The sequence below is a fragment of the Pseudonocardia sp. MH-G8 genome (genome assembly GCF_002262885.1).
Lineage (GTDB): Bacteria > Actinomycetota > Actinomycetes > Mycobacteriales > Pseudonocardiaceae > Pseudonocardia.
Map to the genome: position 1 here is coordinate 190,145 of NZ_NKYF01000014.1, position 17,498 is coordinate 207,642.

Here is a 17,498-nt window from a genome sequence, read left to right on the forward strand (position 1 = left end):
TTCCTCGCGGAGGGCAACCAGCTCATTTCTCATATTGAGACCGCATGCGCCAGTGGCGAGGGGTGTGATCCCGAGCACGAGGCGACGGCCCGGGGGCTGCTCCGAGCCCGCCGCCTCGAGCCCACCTCCGGAGTCGACGATGCCCGCACCGTCGAAGGCTCACGGCCACCCACCACCCGTGAGGAGATGACGTGAGTCGGCAGAGTCTGGCCAAGGCTCATCAGAAGATCCAGGAACTGGCCTGGGAGCCGCAGTACCACGAGCCGTACATGAAGTACGGCACCGACTACACCTTCCGGAAGGCGGCGAAGAAGGACCCGCTCAAGCAGGTCCTGCGGTCCTACTTCCCGATGGAGGAGGAGAAGGACCACCGCGTGTACGGCGCCCAGGACGGCGCGATCCGCGGCAACATGTTCCGCCAGGTGCAGGAGCGCTGGCTGGAGTGGCAGAAGCTGTTCCTGTCGATCATCCCGCTGCCGGAGATCTCGGCGGCGCGCTCGATGCCGATGCTGTTCAACGTGGTTCCCAACCCGGAGCTGCACAACGGCCAGGCGATCCAGATGATCGACGAGGTCCGGCACTCCACGATCCAGCAGAACCTCAAGCGCCTGTACATGAACAACTACATCGACCCGGCGGGCTTCAACAACAGCCTGCGGAACTTCCAGAACGACTACTGCGGCACGATCGGCCGGCAGTTCGCCGAGGGGTTCATCACCGGTGATGCGATCACCGCGGCCAGCATCTACCTGACGATCATCGCCGAGACGGCGTTCACGAACACGCTGTTCGTGGCGATGCCCGCCGAGGCCGCGGCCAACGGCGACTACCTGCTGCCCACGGTGTTCCACTCCGTGCAGTCCGACGAGTCGCGCCACATCTCCAACGGCTACGCCACGCTCCTGATGGTGCTGTCGGACGAGGACAACCGGCAGCTGCTCGAGCGCGACCTGCGCTACGCGTGGTGGAACAACCACCGGGTGGTGGACGCGGCCATCGGCACCTTCATCGAGTACGGCACGAAGGACCGCCGCAAGGACCGCGACTCCTACGCGGAGATGTGGCGCCGCTGGATCTACGACGACTACTACCGCTCCTACCTCGTGCCGCTGGAGAAGTACGGCCTGACGATCCCGCACGACCTCGTCGAGGAGTCGTGGAAGCAGATCTGGGAGAACGGCTACGTCCACGAGGTTGCCCAGTTCTTCGCCACCGGGTGGCTCGCCAACTACTGGCGCATCGACGCGATGACCGACGAGGACTTCGAGTGGTTCGAGTACAAGTACCCGGGCTGGTACGACAAGTACGGCAAGTGGTGGGAGAACTACTCCCGCCTCGCCACGCCCAACGGGCACCACGCGATCGTGGCCGAGAACGTCGACTACGTCTATCCGCACCGCTGCTGGACGTGCATGGTGCCGTGCCTGGTCCGTGAGGACATGGTCATGGACGAGGTCGACGGCCAGTGGCGCACCTACTGCCACGAGATGTGCCACTGGACCGACAAGGTCGCGTTCCGGCCGACCTACCAGGGCCGCGAGACCCCGAACATGGGGCGCCTCGTCGGGCACCGGGAGTGGGAGACCCTCTACCACGGCTGGAACTGGGCCGACGTCGTGTCCGACATGGGCTTCGTCCGCGACGACGGCAAGACCATGACGGCGCAGCCGCACCTGGACCTGAACCCGCAGAAGATGTGGACGCTCGACCACATGCGGCGGATGCCACCGCTGCAGAGCCCGAACGTGCTGCTCAACGAGATGAGCGACGCCGAGCGCGCGGCGTTCGCCGCCGACTACGTCCGCCAGGGACCGGCCGGCCGCCCGGCGCCCACCGACGCCTGAGTGCGGGTCAGGCGAAGGGGGAGGACCGGTGCCGCCGGTCCTCTCCCTGCCGGCCCGGCCGTCCTCACGAGCCGAAGGGCGAGATCCATTGGGTGAGAAGCATGGGTGAGAAGCACGTCGTCCGGTTCGAACCGGTCGGCATCGAGATCGAGGTCGACTCCGACCAGACGATCCTGCGCGCCGCCGCCGAGCAGGGCGTCCAGCTCATGCACGGGTGCAAGGAAGGCCAGTGCGCGGCCTGCAAGTCCTTCGTCCTCGAGGGCGAGGACATCGAGCTGGACAGCTACTCGACGTTCGCGCTGCCGGACTACGAGAAGGAGGAGGGGCAGACCCTGCTCTGCCGCGCGCACCCCTTCGAGGACCTCACCATCGAGCTCCTCAACTACGACGAGGAGATCATCCGGTCCGGCCTCCCGCTGCGGACCGGGACCGTCGAGGTCGTGGCGATCGAGCCGGTGACCCACGACATGCGCCACCTGGTCGTCAAGCTCATCGAGCCCGAGGAGATCAAGTTCTTCCCGGGGCAGTACATGGACTTCCAGGTGCCGGGCACGGACGACACGCGCTCGTTCTCGATGGCGAACACGCCCAACCGGGACGGACACTTCGAGTTCGTCATCAAGGTCTATCCCGACGGGTTGTTCTCGCAGCACCTGGCCACGCGGCTGCAGGTGGGTGACCGGTTGGCGGTCGAGGCGCCGTTCGGGACCTTCACCCTGCGCGAGAGCCGCACGTGCGACCTCGTGTTCGTCGGCGGCGGAGCCGGGATGGCCCCGATGCTCGGGCTCCTGCGGTCGATGGCCGACCGCGGGGTCGAGCGCAAGGTCACCTTCTACTACGGGGCACGGACGCGGCGCGACCTGTGCTTCGAGAAGGAGCTCGTGGCCCTGTCCGAGCAGCTGGCGGACTTCACGTTCGTGCCGGCGCTGTCAGAACCCTCCGATGACGACGACTGGACGGGGGAGACCGGCCTGATCACCGACGTCGTCGCCCGGCGGGAGCCGTCGCTGGCGGGCCGGGACGCCTACGTCTGTGGCCCTCCGCCGATGGTCGACGCCGCGATCGTGACCTTGACCCGGCTCGGCTGCTCGGAGGGCCACATCTTCTACGACAAGTTCACGACCACCGGCGAGCCGGAAGGCTGATCCGCCAGACAAGGACGAGTCATGACCACCACCGAACGCCCCGAACGGAGCGTCCCGAAGCCCGTCTTCACCGACGCGGAGGCCGGGGCGCGCGAGTTCCCCGACTCCGGTGCGAGTGCCCGGCGCTACAACTACTTCACACCGGCGAAGCGCAAGCAGACCCACTACGAGGACGTCACCGTCGAGGTGCAGCCCGACCCGCGGCACTACCTGACGCAGGGTTGGATCTACGGCTTCGCCAACGGCGACGCCGGCTACCCGCTGCACTGGACGAAGCTGAAGGCCTGGGGGGTGGACAAGCCCGAGCCCGTCCGCGGCGTGGGCACCGGCGGCATGGCCAAGGACTTCACGTGGCCGGCGCACGGCTGGCACGAGTTCCGCGACCCGAACGAGGAATGGGAGCAGAGCCTCTACCGCTACAACGCCAACGTCGTGCGGCAGCTGACCCAGAACGTCGACAACGCGCGCCATTCCAAGGCGTTCGAGCAGTGGTCGATGAACTGGGTGCGGTTCGTCGAGCGCAACGTCGGCGCGTGGATGCACATCGAGCACATCCTCGGGCTCTACGTGTTTGCGGCCAACGAGCGCTCCGCGCCGACGAACATGCACAACACCGCCCTCGCGGCGAACAGCACCCGCAAGATCCGGTTCGCGCAGGACCTGGCGCTGTACAACCTCACGCTGAGCGAGGAGATCGAGGACTTCGACGGCTCCGCGCACCTCGAGGCGTGGAACTCCGACGCCGAGTGGCAGGGCGCCCGGAAGGTGTGCGAGGCCCTCACCGCGGTGCAGGACGACTGGGGTGAGGCGGTCTTCGCAGCGAACATCGTGTTCGAGCCGCTGCTCGGGGAGCTGTTCCGCAGCAACCTGGTGATGCAGTCCGCGGCCGGGCACGGCGATTTCGTCACTCCGACGGTGATGGGTGCGGGCGAGACCGACTACTCCCAGCGGGACCTGCGCTGGACGGTCGCGTGCTTCGCGCCGCTCACCGAGGACCGCGAGTTCGCCGCGCACAACAAGGCGCTCATGCAGGGCTGGATGTCGCACTGGGTGCCGCAGGCCCTCGAGGCGGCCCGCCAGATGCAGCCGCTGTGGTCGCAGCCCGACGCCAAGCCCCCGCGGTTCGAGGACAGCCTCGACAAGGCCAAGAACCGGTTCGCCGGGATCTGCCGCGATCTCGGCCTCGAGACCCCTGAGGAGCTGAAGCAGTGACCGCGTTCAAGACCGCCGAGAGCCCATTCAAGTCGGACAACACCGCGTCCAACATGTGCGGGTTCACGCTGATGAACAACCAGGTCGGGGCAGTGATCGCCAACGTGCTGTCCCGGCTCGACAACGTCGCCGTCACCCAGCTGCCCTCGATGGTCCGCGTCGACGGTCAGGGCCGCTTCGACGTCGTCTACGCCGACCTGGACGAGGAGGCCGGCGAGGAGGAGGGCTGGTTCGACGCGGCCGAGCTCGAGGAGAACATGTCCACCCACTACGGGCGCATGGTCCACCTCGACGACCGCACGATCATGTTCGCCAATCCCGAGGACGCCGCCGAGCACCTCGATTTCGACCTGAAGCCGGTCTCGTAGCTCCACCTGCTCCGGGTCGCCGCCCGCCCCTCACATCCGGGCGGCGGCCCGGCCCGTTGATCCGCCCCCGCGCAGCAGACCGACGTATCCCGCTACACCCAGGAGGACCACACGATGGCGAAGGAACTGCGATTCGGCGAGGAGGGACGGCGGCTGCTCCAGGCCGGCGTCGACCAGCTGGCCGAGGCCGTGAAGAGCACGCTCGGCCCGAAGGGTCGCAACGTCATCCTGGAGAAGATCACCGGCTCACCCGAGGTCACCAACGACGGCGTCACGATCGCGCGGGAGATCCACCTGCGCGACCCGTTCGAGAACATGGGCGCCCAGCTGGTCAAGGAAGCCGCCGTCACGACCAACGACACCGTCGGCGACGGCACCACCACCGCCACCGTGCTGGCCCAGGCGATCGTGCGGGAGGGGATGAAGTCCATCGCGGCGGGCGGCAACCCCGTCCTGGTCAAGCGGGGCGTCGACCTCGCTGTGGCCGCGCTCGTGCAACGCCTCACGACGGCGGCGCACCCGGTCTCGACCGAGCAGGACTACTCCCGGGTGGCCGCGATCTCGGCGAACGACGACGACGTGATCGGCCACGCGGTCGGGAAGGCGCTGCACACGGTCGGCGACGACGGCGTCGTGACGGTGGCCGACACCCCGGTGCTGGGGCTGTCGGTGTCGTTCGTGGAGGACTTCGAGTTCGACAACGGCTACGTCACGCCGTACATGGTCACCAACCCCGGCACCCTCGAGGCGGTCGTCGACGACCCGTACATCCTGTTCTCGGCCGAGAAGATCAAGGACGTCCGGTCCCTGATGCCGGTGCTCGACGCGATCATGCGCGGCGAGCGGCGCCCGCTGGTGGTCGTGGCCGAGACCGTCGAGGGCACGGCGCTGCAGATGCTGGTGCACAACCACGTCAACCGCACCTTCCAGGCGGTGGCGATCAAGGCGCCGGGCTTCGGCGAGAAGCGCATCCACCTGCTGGAGGACATGGCCGCGCTGTGTGGCGGCAAGGTGCACAGCAGGAGCTCGGCGTTCGCGCTGGAGCAGATCACCGTCGAGCACCTCGGCCGGGCCTCGCAGGTGCGCGTCACCAGCGACAGCACGACGATCATCGGCGGTGGTGGCGACCGGGGCGCCCTCGAGATGCGGCTCACCCAGCTGCGGGCCGAGCTCGCGCGCGCCACGATCGGCAGCGACGAGGACTTCCTGTCCGACCGCATCGCCCGGCTGTCGGGCAAGGCCGCGATCATCAGCGTGGGTGCGCCGACCAACGCCGAGGCGAAGGAGGTCCGCCACCGGGTCGACGACTCGCTGCAGGCCACCCGGGCGGCCATCGCCGAGGGCATCGTCGCCGGGGGCGGCGCCGCGCTGCTGCACGCCGAGCCCGTGCTCGACGGCCTCGACGTCGACGGCGACTACCGCATCGGCGTGGAGATCGTGCGTCAGGCCCTGACCGAGCCGCTGCACCTCATCGCCTCGAACGCGGGCTACGACGGCGACGACGTGGTCAAACAGGTCACCGCGATGAGCGTCGACGACGGTTTCGACGCCCTGGAGGGCCGCTTCGGGAACATGGTCGAGATGGGGATCATCGACCCCCTGCGGGTGGTGCGCTCCGCACTCCAGAACGGCGCCTCGGTGGCCGGCCTCATCCTCACCACCAACTCGCTGGTGGCCGAGGAGGTCACCCCGTGGAACAAGTCGCTGATGACCGAGTTCGGGCAGCTCGACGGGGGTATCCCACAGCCGTCGCCGGATTCCAGCACCCCGCAGTCGCTCGGTCTGGGTCCGTCGGTCGGATGACCCGGTCCGCCGGTTCGAATCGAATCCCGAGGAGGTGATCGCGTGAAGGCAGTGCGTGTGCACAAGTACCACGCCGATCCGCAGATCGACGATGTTCCCGAGCCCACGCTCCAGGGTCCGCTGGACGTGCTCGTGAAGGTCGGTGGGGCCGGGGTGTGCCGGACCGACCTGCACATCATGGAGGGGCAGTGGGCCGAGGCGATGGGCCCTGAGCTGCCGTACGTGATCGGGCACGAGAACGCCGGCTGGGTGCAGGAGGTGGGCGAGGGCGTCACCAATGTGGCGCCCGGTGACACGGTGATCCTGCACCCGCAGCCCAGCTGCGGCCTGTGCCGGGCCTGCCGCGCGGGCAAGGACATGCATTGCGTCAACGCGTTCTTCCCCGGCCTGTCGAACAACGACGGGGGGATGGCGGAGTACCTGCGCACGACGGCGCGGGCGTGCGTGAAGCTCGAACCGTCCACGAACCCGGCCGACGTCGCGGCGCTGGCCGACGCCGGGATCACCGCCTACCACGCCGTGCGCAAGGCGGTGCCGGTGCTGTGGCCGGGAACCACCGCCGTGGTGCAGGGCGCGGGCGGGCTGGGGCACATCGGGATCCAGTGCCTGGCCGCGCTCACGGCGACCCGGATCGTCGTGGTCGACAAGAACCCGGACGCGCTGGAGCTGGCGCGCCGGATCGGCGCCGACGAGACCGTGCTGGCCGATGGCACCCACATCGACGCCGTGAAGGACCTCACCGGCGGCGAGGGCGCCGAGGTGGTGTTCGACTTCGTGGCCGAGCAGGGCGCGGAGAACGACGCCTGGCAGATGACCGCGCCCGATGGTGCCCAGTTCGTCATCGGCTACGGCGGGCAGTTCACCGCGCCGACGCTGGATTTCGTGGCGAACGAGAAGAACGTGATCGGCAACATCGTCGGCACCTACAACGAGCTCGCCGAGCTCATGGTGCTCGCACAGGCCGGGAAGGTCACCCTGCACACCAAGCAGTACCCGCTCGATGCGGCGCTGGACGCGCTGCACGACCTCGACGCCGGCCGTGTTCGCGGCCGGGCGATCCTCGTTCCCTGACGCGGAGGCCCACCACATGTACAGCAAGGACGGCGACAACTACTTCATCGTCGACAGCCACATCCACTTCTGGGACGGTGGCCCGGCGAACCAGCGCAACCGCTACGGCGAGGGTTTCACGAACTGCTTCTACGACTACCACCGCAACCTCTCGCCGGAGGAGTACGTGTGGTCGCTCGAGAAGTTCGGCGACTACAGCGAGCAGGACCTCATGACGGACCTGTTCCAGGACGGGTACGTCGACAAGGCCATCTTCCAGCCGACCTATCTCACCGACTTCTACGTCAACGGGTTCAACACCACCGAGCGCAACGGTGCCCTGGTCGAGAAGCACCCGGACAAGCTGATCGTCAACGGCGCGTTCGACCCGCGAGACGGTGAGGGCGGGCTGGAGAAGCTCGAACAGCTGCACGCCCGGTGGAACCTCCAGGGCGTGAAGCTCTACACCGCGGAGTGGAAGGGCGAGTCGAAGGGCTGGAAGCTGTCGGACCCGTGGGCCTACCGGTACCTGGAGAAGTGCCAGGAACTGGGCATCCGCAACGTCCACGTGCACAAGGGCCCGACGATCTACCCGCTCAACCGCGACGCGTTCGACGTGGCCGACGTCGACGAGGCGGCCACGGCGTTCCCGCAACTGCGGTTCATCATCGAGCACGTCGGGCTGCCGCGGCTGGAGGACTTCTGCTGGATCGCCACCCAGGAGCCCAACGTGTACGGCGGGCTCGCCGTGGCGATGCCGTTCATCCACTCGCGGCCGCGCTACTTCGCCCAGATCATCGGTGAGCTGCTCTACTGGCTCGACGACAACCGGCTCACCTTCTCCAGCGACTACGCCATCTGGCACCCGAAGTGGCTGGTGGAGAAGTTCGTCGACTTCCAGATCCCCGAGGACATGCAGTCCGAGTACGGGGTGCTCACCACCGACATCAAGAAGAAGATCCTCGGCCTCAACGCCGCCCGGCTCTACGACATCGACGTGCCCGAGGCCTGCGGCCTGTCGGTGCCCGCCGAGCCGGTCGCCGGCGAGACCGTCGGTGCGGGGCCCGTCCCCGTGGCGGGCGGGTGACGGTCGAGGCTCCGGCCGCCCGCTCCGGCCTGGCGCCCGCCGTGTGGCGGGCGCTGGGCACGGTGCGCGACCCGGAGCTCGACGAGTCGATCACGGACCTGAAGTTCGTGCAGGAGTGCACGGTGTCCGGCGACGAGGTCACCGTCGTGCTGCGCCTGCCCACCTACTTCTGCGCCCCGAACTTCGCCTACCTGATGGTGGCCGACGCCGCCGACGCCGTCCGAGGGCTGCCCGGCGTGCGTGCCGCGCACGTCACGCTGGCCGAGCACTTCGCCTCCGACGAGATCAACGCCGGCGTGGCGGCGGGCGGCGGGTTCTCCGCGTCCTTCCCGGGCCTGGCCGATCCCGACGCGGTCGACCTGGCCGACCTGCGGGTGACGTTCCAGCGCAAGGCCCACTCGGCCGCGCAGGAGCTCGTCGCCGACGGGCTGCTGCGGGCCGGGCACACCCTCGACGACCTGCTCGGCACCACCCTCGGACAGGCGCCCGAGGGCCCCGCCCTCGACCGGCTGCGCCGCCGCCGCGCCGACCTCCGGCTCCCTGCCGGGCCGTCCGCGCCGCTGCTGCTCGACCCCGACGGGACGCCGATGACCGCCGACGGGCTTCCGCTCAAACTGCGGCTCGCCCGCACCACCCGGGTCAGCATCGAAGGCAACGGGATCTTCTGCCGCGGCCTGCTCGCCACCCGGTACGGCGACGAGGGGTAGCGATGCAGGCGCCCGAGACCTACAACCCGTGGACGATCGTGCACGTCGTGTTCGACCACCTCGCCGCCGACGGCCTGCACCCGGTGCTCGGGGAGACGGGTGACCCGGCCGAGCCGGCGACGGCGCTGCTGCGCGCGCTCGGCATCGAGCCGGGGCGCGAGCGTGAGGGGCCGGCGGCGGAGTCGGTCCAGGCGACGCTCGCCGAGATGCGGGCGCGGATGTTCCCGGACGTCGGCAACGAGCCATGAGGAGACCCATGAGGAGCCTCTTGTGACGATCGACGAGCAGGACACCGTGACCACAGCACCCCGGACCGTTCGCCGCCTCGACCTCCCGGCGGCCACCGAGCTCGCGGGCCTGGCCGCGGTGTTCGAAGACCTGCAGTACGTGCTGCGCTGCTGCGAGCACCTCGTCTCCGCGCTCGGCGGCCGCGGCGAGCCCGACCCGGCACTCGTGGAGGCGCTGTGGACCGGCGCCCTCATCGGGTACGCGCGGTGCTTCTCGTCCCGCGCGGCCGTGCTCGCCGAGGCCGACGTCGGGGAGCTGGGGATCGAGGGCGAGGTCACGCAGGTCCACGGGATGCTGAAGAAGGCGCGCGACCACCTCGCGTCCCGGCACACCAACCCGCGGGAGGCGTTCACGATCGGGGTGGCGCAGTCGAACGACGGCACCCCGACGGGCGTCGCGGTCGTCTCCAGCCCACGGCCACCGGTCGACGAGGCGACCGTGCGCATGCTCGGCCGCCTCGCCTACGGCCTCTCGGGGCTGGTGGACGGGCGGATGCAGGAGTGCCAGAACCGGGTGCTCGCCGCGGCCGCAGCCCTGACCCCGGGGGAGCTCGCACGGCTGCCGGTGGTGCACCTCAGCGAGGGCTGATCACCGCCGGGTGGCGCGACGATCGATCCCCTGGACGCGGTGCCCATTGCAAGATCGCGCCCAGAAGCACGTCAACGCTGCGCGGAGGAGCCTGGTGTGCGGCTCGGCGCGATCTGCGAGCCGCGATCGTGGGGAGTCGTACACCAGCGCGGTGCGTTCCGTCCCGGCGTGCGGGTCGTAGTGATCTCGGGATCGCCGGTTGCAGTGGATCTTCCGGGACACGTTCGCGGGCCGCCCGTCTAGGTTGTGTCGATGCTCGTCGCCGGCACGCGCAGGCGCGCCCAACCCGCGCCGCCGCACGTCGTGGCCGAGTCGCTGCAACGGCCCGACCTCCCGCGCCATGATCTCGAGTATCGGTTGCCCATTGTCGTGATCACAGCCATGTGCAACCGATACTCGAGATCTTCGCGCTGCGCTTGATAGCAGTATGATAGTCGGATGGCAGATCTGCTGATCCGCGGTCTCGACCCGGAGACCCACCGGGAGCTGAAGCGCCGCGCCGAGCGCGCGGGCCAGAGCCTGCAGGGCTACGTGGCCGGGTTGCTCGAGGCGCACACCGCCCGACCCTCCATGGCGGACTGGCTGGCGGAGCTGGACGAGCTCATACCGGTGGACGTCTCGAGCGGTGCCGAGGCCGTGCGCGCGGCGCGTGACGAGCTGCCGTGACGCTCGTCCTCGACGCCTCCGCCGTCGTCGACCTGCTGCTGCGCAACCGCAACGGCGACGCGGTGCGGGGGCACCTCACCGGCGCGGACCTGCACACGGTCGCTCACCTCGACGCCGAGGTGTTCTCGGCGCTCGCGCGGCTGCACCGGGACGGTGCGCTGTCGGCCGAGGCCGTCGACGCCCGGCTGCGCGCGCTTTCACGGATGGACGTCCTCCGACTGCCGATCACCGGTGCGCTCCTGCAGGAGGCGTGGGCGCTGCGGAACAACATCACCGCCCGCGATGCCCTGTACGTCGCCCTCGCCCGCCGCCTGCGCGGTCGGCTGCTCACCACCGATCGGCGCCTGGTCCGTGCAGTCCCGGGCATCTGCGTCGCGCTCCCCGCCGACCCCGTCCCATGACCGCGAGTATCGGTTGCTCATTGTCGTGATCACGACAATGAGCAACCGATACTCGAGATCTTCGCGGGTCAGGCGACCCGTTCGGCCCCCGCGGACGGCTCGGTGGCCCGGATGTCGGGCTCCCGGTGCCCGCCGTCCGCGAACGCGGCACGCACGGCGTCGGCCACCGCGCCGGCGAGGTCGACCGGCACCAGGGCGATCGCCGAGCCGCCGAACCCGCCGCCGGTCATCCGCGCCCCGAGGGCGCCGGCGGCGCGGGCCGACTCGCAGGCCAGGTCCAGCTCGAGGCAGGAGACCTCGTAGTCGCCCGCCAGCGAGGCGTGCGAGGCGTCGAGCAGCGGGCCGATCTCGGGGAGCCGGCCGGCGTCGAGCAGCGCGACGGTGTCCCGGACGCGGGCGATCTCGGTGACGATGTGCCGCGCCCGGGGGAGCAGGTCGGAATCGAGCACCGCCAGGTCGTCGAGCTCTGCGTCGCGCAGGCTGGCACGTCCGAGCGTGGCCGCCGCCTTCTCCACGGACGCCCGGCGTGCGCCGTACTGGTTGTCGGCGTGGCTGTGGCGCACCTTCGTGTCGATCACGAGCAGGGTGAGGCCGGCGTCGGCGGGGGCGAACGGGACCTGGCGCGTCGAGTCGTCGTGGGTGTCGAGCAGCAGCGCGTGCCCGGCCGTGCCGAGTAGCGACGCGGCCTGGTCCATGCCGCCGGTCTGCGCGCCGACCACGTCGTTCTCCGCCCGCCGGCACGCCGCCACGAGGGTCCGGCGGCCCTCGGCCGAGCCGCCGAGCCCGAGCCCGAACAGGTCGTCGACGGCCAGCGCGGCCCCGCACTCCAGCGCCGCGGACGACGAGAGCCCCGAGCCGAGCGGCACGGTGTCCGTCACGAGCAGGTCGATCCCGCCGACCGCGTGCCCGGCTTCGCGCAGCGCCCACAGCACCCCGGCGACGTAGCCCGCCCAGCCCTCGGGGTGGCCGGGGCCGACGTCGGCGAGGTCGCCGTCGAAGCCGCCCTCCTCGGAGCGGCTGCGCAGCCGCAGCCGGGTGTCGTCGCGCCGCGCGACCTCGACGACGGTGCGCTGCGCGATCGCGAACGGCAGGCACAGCCCGTCGGCGTAGTCGACGTGCTCGCCGATCAGGTTGACCCGCCCCGGGCCGGCCCAGCGCCCGTCCGGCTCGCGCCCGAAAAGCTCTGCGAACGTCGTCACGGTCCGACCTCCCGAAGCCGCTGGGCGATCCGCTCCGGCAGCGCGTCGTTGATCCAGGCACCGGCCCCGGACTCGGAGCCGGCGAGGTACTTGAGCTTGCCGGGCGCCCGGCGGAGCGAGAACAACCGCAGGTGCAGCCGGGTCAGGTCCCGGCCGGCGTGGACCGGCGCCTGGTGCCACCCCGCGATGTAGGGCGGCGGCCCCGCGTCCTCGAAGTAGACCTCGAAGCGGTGCAGCAGGTCGCGGTAGAGCTCCGCGAGCTCCGTGCGCTCCTCGTCGGTGAGGGCGGGGAAGTCGGGCACGGGCCGGTGCGGCACCAGGTGCGCCTCGACGGGCCAGCGCGCCGCGGCGGGCACGAACACCGTGAAGTGCTCGCCCTCCCGGACGACGCGCGTGCCGGCCTTGCGCTCGGCGTCGACGACGTCGCCGAGCAGGTCGCGACCCGTGCGCTGGCGGTGCTCCGCGGCCTGCTCCAACAGCTGCCCCGTGCGGGGCGTGACGAACGGGTAGGCGTAGATCTGCCCGTGCGGGTGCTCGAGGGTCACCCCGATCTCGGTGCCGCGGTTCTCGAACGGGAACACCTGCTTCACGCCCGGCAGCGCCGACAGCGCCGCCGTGCGGTCGGCCCACGCCTCGATCACGGTGCGGACGCGCGAGACCGGCAGGGCGCCGAACGACGAGTTGTGGTCGCTGGTGAAACAGACGACCTCGCAGCGTCCGGTCGCCGGCCGCTGCGGCCACAGCGGGATGCCGTCCACCTCGGCCGGCACGTCCGCGATGCCCTGCGCGAACGAGGGGAACCGGTTCTCGAACACCACCACGTCGTAGTCCGAGGCCGGGATCTCCGACGCCGGACGCCCCGGGCGCGTCGGGCACAGCGGGCAGGCGTCGGCCGGCGGCAGGAACGTGCGGTCCTGGCGGTGCGCCGCGATCGCCACCCACTCGCCGGTGAGCACGTCGTAGCGCATGACCGAGCCCGTCTGCACCTGCGGCAGGTCCCGGGTGTCCGGCGGCGGCACGCGCTCGGGCGTGACGTCGTCGAAGTAGATCAGCTCGCGCCCGTCGGCCATCCGGGCCGTCGTGCGCCTCATGCGAGCACCAGCCGTCCGCAGCTGCGCTGAAGGACCTGGCGCGCCTCGGGCGCGAGGGCGTCGTCGCTGACGACGACGTCCACCTCGTCGAGGGCCGCGATCGTGCTCAACCCCACCACTCCCCATTTCGAGTTGTCGGCCACCACGGCCACCTGCCGGGCGCTGGCCACCAGCGCCCGGTTCGTCTCCGCCTCCACGAGGTTGGGCGTGGTGAACCCCGCCTCGGCGTCCATCCCGTGCACGCCCATCAGCAACCAGTCGACGTGCAGCCCCCGCAGGGTGGCCACCGCGACCGGCCCGACCAGCGCGTCCGACGGCGTGCGCTCCCCGCCGGTGAGGACCACCGTGAGGTCGTCGCGCGCCGCCGCGTGCAGCACCTCGCCGACGCGCAGCGAGTTCGTCACGACGGTGAGCCGCGGGATCCCGAGCAGGACGGACGCGACCGCATGCGTCGTCGTACCCGCCGACAGCGCCACCGACGCACCCGGCTCGACGAGCGCGGCAGCCGCCTCGGCGATCGCCTGCTTCGCCGCCGTGTGCAGCGCCGCCTTCGCCGCGAAGCCGGGCTCCTCGACGCTGCTGCCCGCCGCCGTCGCACCGCCGTGCACCCGGGTGACGAGACCGCGGCGCGCGAGCTCGTCGATGTCGCGGCGCACCGTCATGTCCGACACGCCCAGCCGCTCCACCAGTTCCGACACCCGGACGCCGCCCGTGGTGCGCACGGCGTCGAGGATCAGCTCCTGGCGCTGGCGGGCGAGCATCAGTCCTCGGTCCGCACCACGGCCGCCGTACCCGCCGCCACCTCGACCTCGCCGTCCAGCACGTCCCCGCTCAGCAGGTCGGTGCCCCGGGCGGGCACGGTGGCAGCCTGGTCGCCGCGGTTGAGCACGAACAGGTACCGGCCGCGGCGCACGACCTCCAGCCCTGGCTGCGGCGCGTCCAGTCGGCTGACGCCGGCCTCGCGCGTGAGGCGCTCGGCGAGTGCGGCGGTCGCGTCGTCGTCCAGCCAGGTGGCGAGGTACCAGGCCACCCCGTCGCCGACGGCGCGGCGGGTGAGCGCGGGCGTGCCGGGCAGCGGGCCGTCGGTGTAGCGGGCGATGACCTCGGCGTCGCGCGCCTCGAGCACCTCGGTCCAGACGTCGGCGGTGCTGCCGTCGTCGAGCGTGACGGTCTCGCCCGCGCGCAGCGGCGCGAACTCCTCGGTGCGCACCCCCAACAGCTCCCGGAACGCCCCCGGGTAGCCGCCGAGCCGGACGTGGTCGCGCTCGTCGACGATCCCGGAGAAGTACGTGACGAGGACGTGTCCACCGCCGCGGACGTAGGCCTCCAGCGCCTCGGCGGCCGCGTCCGTGCAGAGGTAGAGGGTCGGCACGACGACGAGCCGGTAGCCCGACAGGTCGGCCGAGGGGTGCACGACGTCGGCGGTGGCGCCCAGCTCGGTGACCGCGCGGTGCCAGCGCAGCGCGGCGTCCATGGCCCGGACCTGGCAGCTGGGGTGCGAGCCCAGGTCGCACGCCCACCAGGACTCCCAGTCGACGAGCAGCGCCACGTCCGCCTCGACCGGGCTCCCGGCCACCTCGCCGATCTTCAGGAGCGCATCGCCGAGGGCGGCGACCTCGCGGAAGCGCGCCGAATCCGGCCCGGCGTGGGGCACCAGCGCCGAGTGGTACTTCTCCGCGCCCGCCTTCGACGCCCGCCACTGGAAGAACCCGACGGTGTCGGCGCCGCGGGCGACGTGGCGCAGGGAGTCGAGCAGTAGCTCACCGGGCTTCTTCGCCGGGTTGACCGGCTGCCAGTTGACGGCGCTCGTCGCCGACTCCATCAGCATCCACGGCTTCCCACCGGCGACGCCGCGGGTGAGGTCGTCGCTGAACGCCTGCTCCGCGCGCGGACGCGGCAGCCGCGCGTCGAGGTAGTGGTCCTGCGCCACGAGGTCGAGCTCCGGGGCCCAGCGGAAGTAGTCCTGCCCGGACTGGCGCGGGTTGACCATCAGGTTCGTGGTGACCGGCAGGTCCGGGGTGAGGGTGCGCAGCACCGTGCGCTCGGCGCGGTAGTAGTCGAGCAGGGCCTCGGAGGAGAACCGGGAGAAGTCCAGCTCGTGGGTCGGGTTCGAGAACGACGGTGTGAGCCGCGGCGGCAGCACCTCGTCGAACGAGGAGTAGCGCTGCGACCAGAACGCCGTGCCCCACGCCTCGTTCAGGTTCGCGATCGCGCCGTAGCGCCCGGTGAGCCAGCGCCGGAACGCGGCCGCGCTCTCGTCGCAGTAGCAGCGCACGATGTGGCAGCCCAGCTCGTTGCTGACGTGCCACATCCGCACGGCGGGATGGCTGCCGTAGCGGCGGGCCATCTCGCCGACGAGCTGCAGGGCGTGCTCGCGGAACACCGGCGAGCTCGGGCACCAGGACTGGCGGCTGCCCGGCCAGAGCGTGCGCCCCTCGGCGTCGACCGGGAGGATCTCCGGGTGCGCCTTCGTCAGCCACGGGGGCGGCGACGCGGTGGCCGTGGCCAGGTCGACGGCGATCCCGCCCTCGTGCAGCAGCCCGAGCACCTCGTCGAACCAGGCGAAGTCGTACTCGTCCTCCGTCGGCTCGAGCAGCGCCCACGAGAACACCCCGAGCGTCACGAACCCGACGCGGGCCTCCCGCATGAGCGCCACGTCCTCGCGCCAGACGTCGGGATCCCACTGCTCGGGGTTGTAGTCGCAACCCATCGCGACACCGGAGAACGGGAACTCGAAAGCCTTGGGGCGGGCCGGCATGTCGTCTCCTTCGACGCGATGGACGGGACGGCGGGCAGTGCGAACAGAAGACGACAAGTTCGAACAGAACCGCAAGCCCGATGATAGGACGCCGGTCACCCGGGGCCGCGGGCGGACGGCCGCAGTGCCACTGCGCCGAAGGCACCCATCCGGGGCGCCCATCCGTCCCGCGGCCCGGAGGTGGGGCAGGATGGCCCGTCGGGGGTGGATCACGGACGGGGAGACCTCATGCTGATGTTCCTGCTGGGCGCGGCTGTCGGGTACGTGCTGGGCGCCCGAGCCGGCCACGAGCGCTACGAACAGCTGCGCCGCACCTACCAGCGCGTCGCCGACCACCCCGCCGTCCAGGGTGCCGCCGGCGTCGTCCGTGCCCGTGTGGAGGAGCGGATGAACGGCGGCAAGCACGCCGACACCGGCGCCCGCTGACGGGAGGGGGCCCGCAGGGCGGGACGAGGCCGTGCGCTAGAGTTCTCCCTGCCAGCGGGGCCCAGCCCCGCGCCCGTACGGTCCTCCGTAGCTCAATTGGCAGAGCATGCGACTGTTAATCGCAGGGTTACTGGTTCGAGTCCAGTCGGAGGAGCACAATCCCAGGTCAGCGGCCTGACCGGGACTCCTGCTCAAGATCCACCCCCGCTTTACCCCCATCTTTGGGCGCGACTGAGTTCGAGCCGAAGATCGACAGCACCTGAGCGGCGCCTGTGAGCCCGTCGTCGGCTCAGGATGGTCTCCTGAACGAACACGCTGCTGGGGTGGCCGCGGGTCGTCTCGCCGGGCGAGCGACAGGCCTGCGTGAGTCCGCCCTGTTCGGCCCCGGTTCGGTCCTGACTGCCTCGTCGGGCCGGTCGTCGGGCTCGGCTCGCTCGGACAGGAGCAGAAGCGCTCGCTCCGCGCTGCTCGCGACAGCGCACGGCCAGGCGATCCTCCGGAAGCCGCAACCACGGCAACGTCCGTCACTCGTAGGGGTGTGAACGCTCAGCGCGCGGGCCACTGCGGCCGGTTCGTGCGCGAGATACCGCGCGGCCGCCTCGATGCAGTCATCGACGGCTCCGTGACCGCTCATCCGACGGTGCTCCCTCCGACTCTCGGGTATCTGACATCGATTCGCGCCCGGCGCTGCCGCCGATCTGCGTGGTCCTCACCGCGGGCGCCGCCGCCGTGACTTCTGGGGCGCATCACGCCTCTCTCGTGCCATCCGCTGTCATAGTGGATGAGACTAGCGTGCATCACTCGTTCCATCCACTCTCAGATTGACTGAGACGCGTGCCGCGCGCGACACTGATACGCCTGAGCC

Annotated in this window: 17 protein-coding genes and 1 tRNA gene; 14 read left to right on the forward strand and 4 right to left on the reverse strand. The window is 70.7% G+C overall.

Translation table 11 applies throughout. From position 1 onward, the window contains the following. Positions 1-206: 206 nt before the first annotated feature. The 12 genes from CFP66_RS27930 (at position 207) to CFP66_RS27985 (ending at position 11,159) form a co-directional block, all read left to right on the forward strand. Positions 207-1,844: a methane monooxygenase gene (locus CFP66_RS27930; protein WP_198961710.1), complete on the forward strand. Its 1,638-nt coding sequence runs from the start codon at positions 207-209 to the stop codon at positions 1,842-1,844. Positions 1,845-1,945: 101 nt separating this feature from the next. Continuing rightward, entirely contained in the window at positions 1,946-2,989 is a 1,044-nt protein-coding gene (locus CFP66_RS27935) for an FAD-binding oxidoreductase (protein ID WP_094928154.1), read from the forward strand. 21 nt (positions 2,990-3,010) lie between these two features. Beyond that, complete coding sequence (locus tag CFP66_RS27940; protein WP_094928155.1) at positions 3,011-4,201, forward strand: toluene hydroxylase; 1,191 nt, start codon at positions 3,011-3,013, stop codon at positions 4,199-4,201. Further along, positions 4,198-4,569 (forward strand): propane 2-monooxygenase effector subunit MimD, encoded by a 372-nt coding sequence (gene mimD, locus CFP66_RS27945; RefSeq protein WP_094928156.1) that lies wholly within the window; start codon positions 4,198-4,200, stop codon positions 4,567-4,569. The genes CFP66_RS27940 and mimD overlap by 4 nt, the downstream gene beginning before the upstream one ends. Positions 4,570-4,683: 114 nt before the next feature. After that, positions 4,684-6,372: a chaperonin GroEL gene (gene groL / locus CFP66_RS27950; protein ID WP_094928157.1), complete on the forward strand. Its 1,689-nt coding sequence runs from the start codon at positions 4,684-4,686 to the stop codon at positions 6,370-6,372. A gap of 42 nt (positions 6,373-6,414) precedes the next feature. Next, a complete protein-coding gene (locus CFP66_RS27955) occupies positions 6,415-7,443 on the forward strand; it encodes an NAD(P)-dependent alcohol dehydrogenase (protein WP_094928158.1) in 1,029 nt (342 codons plus the stop codon). 16 nt (positions 7,444-7,459) lie between these two features. After that, complete coding sequence (locus CFP66_RS27960; protein WP_094928202.1) at positions 7,460-8,509, forward strand: amidohydrolase family protein; 1,050 nt, start codon at positions 7,460-7,462, stop codon at positions 8,507-8,509. Continuing rightward, the gene (locus tag CFP66_RS27965; RefSeq protein ID WP_233159769.1) at positions 8,506-9,216 is read left to right on the forward strand and encodes an iron-sulfur cluster assembly protein; all 711 of its coding nucleotides are present in this window, start codon (positions 8,506-8,508) and stop codon (positions 9,214-9,216) included. Before CFP66_RS27960 ends, CFP66_RS27965 begins: the two co-directional genes overlap by 4 nt. Before the next feature lie 2 nt (positions 9,217-9,218). Then, a complete protein-coding gene (locus tag CFP66_RS27970; RefSeq protein ID WP_094928159.1) occupies positions 9,219-9,464 on the forward strand; it encodes a hypothetical protein in 246 nt (81 codons plus the stop codon). A gap of 22 nt (positions 9,465-9,486) precedes the next feature. Beyond that, positions 9,487-10,092, forward strand: coding sequence for a hypothetical protein (locus CFP66_RS27975; RefSeq protein ID WP_094928160.1), 606 nt, complete (start codon positions 9,487-9,489; stop codon positions 10,090-10,092). 438 nt (positions 10,093-10,530) lie between these two features. Continuing rightward, positions 10,531-10,758, forward strand: a complete 228-nt coding sequence (locus CFP66_RS27980) for a hypothetical protein (RefSeq protein WP_094928161.1) — start codon at positions 10,531-10,533, stop codon at positions 10,756-10,758. Continuing rightward, complete coding sequence (locus CFP66_RS27985; RefSeq protein WP_094928162.1) at positions 10,755-11,159, forward strand: type II toxin-antitoxin system VapC family toxin; 405 nt, start codon at positions 10,755-10,757, stop codon at positions 11,157-11,159. The genes CFP66_RS27980 and CFP66_RS27985 overlap by 4 nt, the downstream gene beginning before the upstream one ends. Positions 11,160-11,227: 68 nt before the next feature. Here CFP66_RS27985 and galK read toward each other — a convergent pair whose 3' ends face one another. Genes galK through CFP66_RS28005 form a run of 4 tightly spaced genes read right to left on the reverse strand, consistent with a single transcriptional unit; the run spans position 11,228 to position 16,207 of the window. Continuing rightward, positions 11,228-12,358, reverse strand: coding sequence for a galactokinase (galK, locus tag CFP66_RS27990; RefSeq protein WP_233159770.1), 1,131 nt, complete (start codon positions 12,356-12,358; stop codon positions 11,228-11,230). Continuing rightward, the gene (gene galT, locus CFP66_RS27995; protein ID WP_094928163.1) at positions 12,355-13,449 is read right to left on the reverse strand and encodes a galactose-1-phosphate uridylyltransferase; all 1,095 of its coding nucleotides are present in this window, start codon (positions 13,447-13,449) and stop codon (positions 12,355-12,357) included. Before galT ends, galK begins: the two co-directional genes overlap by 4 nt. Further along, entirely contained in the window at positions 13,446-14,210 is a 765-nt protein-coding gene (locus tag CFP66_RS28000) for a DeoR/GlpR family DNA-binding transcription regulator (protein ID WP_094928164.1), read from the reverse strand. The genes galT and CFP66_RS28000 overlap by 4 nt, the downstream gene beginning before the upstream one ends. Further along, on the reverse strand, positions 14,210-16,207 hold the full coding sequence (locus CFP66_RS28005) for a beta-galactosidase (RefSeq protein WP_094928165.1): 1,998 nt from the start codon (positions 16,205-16,207) through the stop codon (positions 14,210-14,212). The genes CFP66_RS28000 and CFP66_RS28005 overlap by 1 nt, the downstream gene beginning before the upstream one ends. A 228-nt stretch (positions 16,208-16,435) precedes the next feature. Between CFP66_RS28005 and CFP66_RS28010 the strand changes: the two genes are divergently transcribed. Continuing rightward, a complete protein-coding gene (locus tag CFP66_RS28010; protein ID WP_094928166.1) occupies positions 16,436-16,633 on the forward strand; it encodes a hypothetical protein in 198 nt (65 codons plus the stop codon). Between the two features lie 81 nt (positions 16,634-16,714). Further along, a tRNA-Asn gene (locus CFP66_RS28015) sits at positions 16,715-16,787 on the forward strand. Positions 16,788-17,498 lie beyond the last annotated feature (711 nt).

What these genes read in the sequence shown, in the direction of transcription:
- CFP66_RS27935 (WP_094928154.1), top strand. Translation starts at nt 1,946, where the DNA reads ATGGGTGAGAAGCACGTCGTCCGGTTCGAACCGGTCGGCATCGAGATC.
- CFP66_RS27940 (WP_094928155.1), top strand. Translation starts at nt 3,011, where the DNA reads ATGACCACCACCGAACGCCCCGAACGGAGCGTCCCGAAGCCCGTCTTC.
- groL (WP_094928157.1), top strand. Translation starts at nt 4,684, where the DNA reads ATGGCGAAGGAACTGCGATTCGGCGAGGAGGGACGGCGGCTGCTCCAG.
- CFP66_RS27960 (WP_094928202.1), top strand. Translation starts at nt 7,460, where the DNA reads ATGTACAGCAAGGACGGCGACAACTACTTCATCGTCGACAGCCACATC.
- CFP66_RS27970 (WP_094928159.1), top strand. Translation starts at nt 9,219, where the DNA reads ATGCAGGCGCCCGAGACCTACAACCCGTGGACGATCGTGCACGTCGTG.
- CFP66_RS27980 (WP_094928161.1), top strand. Translation starts at nt 10,531, where the DNA reads ATGGCAGATCTGCTGATCCGCGGTCTCGACCCGGAGACCCACCGGGAG.
- galT (WP_094928163.1), bottom strand. Translation starts at nt 13,449, where the DNA reads ATGAGGCGCACGACGGCCCGGATGGCCGACGGGCGCGAGCTGATCTAC.
- CFP66_RS28000 (WP_094928164.1), bottom strand. Translation starts at nt 14,210, where the DNA reads ATGCTCGCCCGCCAGCGCCAGGAGCTGATCCTCGACGCCGTGCGCACC.
- CFP66_RS28005 (WP_094928165.1), bottom strand. Translation starts at nt 16,207, where the DNA reads ATGCCGGCCCGCCCCAAGGCTTTCGAGTTCCCGTTCTCCGGTGTCGCG.
- CFP66_RS28010 (WP_094928166.1), top strand. Translation starts at nt 16,436, where the DNA reads ATGCTGATGTTCCTGCTGGGCGCGGCTGTCGGGTACGTGCTGGGCGCC.